Annotated in this window: 2 protein-coding genes; both read right to left on the minus strand. The window is 67.2% G+C overall.

Translation table 11 applies throughout. The features are described from left to right. The gene (locus WDW90_RS36765; protein WP_336492665.1) at positions 1-1,257 is read right to left on the minus strand and encodes an extracellular catalytic domain type 1 short-chain-length polyhydroxyalkanoate depolymerase; all 1,257 of its coding nucleotides are present in this window, start codon (positions 1,255-1,257) and stop codon (positions 1-3) included. Positions 1,258-1,331: 74 nt separating this feature from the next. Further along, positions 1,332-1,751: a CopG family transcriptional regulator gene (locus tag WDW90_RS36770; protein WP_336492666.1), complete on the minus strand. Its 420-nt coding sequence runs from the start codon at positions 1,749-1,751 to the stop codon at positions 1,332-1,334. Positions 1,752-1,837 lie beyond the last annotated feature (86 nt).

Here is a 1,837-nt window from a genome sequence, read left to right on the forward strand (position 1 = left end):
TCAGTGTCGTGTCTGGGCGGTGGTGCTCGCGTGAGCCAGGAAGAAGCGCATCATCTCCCGGCTCGCATCGGGGCCGCGCGGGTCGGTGTACGTCCCGCTCGCGCTACCACCGGACCAGGCATGCCCGGAACCGTGCAGAACCCACTGCTCCAGGAATGCCGGACCGTTGCCCTCGCGCTGAACCGTGCGGGTGTAGGCCGTTCCACCCTCGGACGTGCCTCGGCCAACCTCCATCTCCAGCGTCCTCCCGGATGACGCTTGCGTGATCACCCGGTCACCGTTGACCGGATGGACCGTGCGGTCGGCGTCGCCGTGGAAAACGATGGTTGGGACCGTGCGTCGCGTTCCCCTCGGCTGGGCCACTCCCCCGCCGTTCATGGCCGCGAAGGCCGACGGCATGTCCTTGGCAACGCCAGACGGAAGGCCCGAATGCACGCCAACCGCCGCGAACAGATCGGGGTAGGTCGACGCCAGGATCGCCGCGGCCGCGCCGCCGGCTGAGAGGCCCGCGGCATAGACCCGTGTCGGATCTCCCGAGAACTCCCGGATCACCTCACGCGCCATACCGGCGAGCAGCGACGGCTCGCCCGCGTCGCGCTGCTGATCGGACGCGTTGAACCAGTTCCAGCACTTCTGCAGGTTGGCGGATTGCGGCTGCTCCGGATAGGCCACCAGGAAGGTCAGCTCCTCGGCCAACTCGTTCATCCGGGTTCCAGCAGCAAAGTCGTCCGCCGACTGGGTGCAGCCGTGCAGCATGACGACGACGGGCAGTGCCTGGCCTGTGTAGCCGCTCGGGACATAGACCTTGTAGCTGCGGCTGCCTGCAGCGTTGGCAAAGGTCCGTTCCTCGTATCGGGCTCCGTCTGGCACCGGCACCGGGGCACGCCGCGGTAGGCCTAAATCGGCCCCGAGGTCGGGCATCGTGCCCACCTTGGGGAAGCGCTCGCGCAAGGCCCGTATCGTCGCTGAGAGGCTCTGGCGTGCGGTGCCACCCTTCCCGGTCGGAGCCTCGCCGGTCGCACCCTGTCCGAAGCCGGGTGCCGTCCAGGCTCCGCCCGGGGCTGCAGGCGCGGCCATGTCGATGGTTCGCCACGGGCGTGTCGCATCGGCTGCGTTGTGTAATGTCCCCTCCCCTGCGGCCGCCTGCGGTTTGGCCGGCGCCGGGCGTCCCTGCAGCAGCGCCATGGCCTCATTCAACTGGCCGGCGCGGGTGAGACGGGTCACCTCGGCCATGTCGATGGTGGAGAATGCGTTCACGCTGATGATCCTGAATTGATTGAATGATCCGGTGCGGGCTGCCCGGCTTTCTTGCGGTTGGAACGACACGCAGATCAGGCGATGCGGTTGGCCAGTGCTGCTTTCACCGCCGGTGAGGCGTGGAAGGCGCCGAGGACCTCGACCGAGGCGATGGCCTCTCGAGCGAGCTCGGGAGTGACGTCTGGGGCGATGCTGGCGAGACCGAGCACTTGGATGCGCAGCGGCAAGCCGGCGTCCCTCGCCGCCTCCAGATCCTGCCGCGTGTAGTGGGACAGGCCGAGGTTGAGCTGCTTGCGGGCGACGGATTGGCTGACGGCCTCGCCTTGGCGTTCGAGCTGATTGCGCACGGCGGTCCGGATGAAGTCGGCGCGGTTGGCATAGAAGCCGTCGCGGACCATCAAATCGATACGGCCGAGATCGACGAAGCCGAGATTGATTGTCAGCTTCTCGCTGTCCGGCGCTCTCGGCCGCAGCTCCCGCACGTTGTCCGCCATCTCTCAACCATCCTGAAGCCATCCCAATGGATGGAGAGGAGATGGTGAGCAGGAGCTCGAACGCAAGAGGCTTCGGCGTTTTCGCT

The sequence above is a fragment of the Methylobacterium nigriterrae genome (assembly GCF_037106235.1).
Classification (GTDB): domain Bacteria; phylum Pseudomonadota; class Alphaproteobacteria; order Rhizobiales; family Beijerinckiaceae; genus Methylobacterium; species Methylobacterium nigriterrae.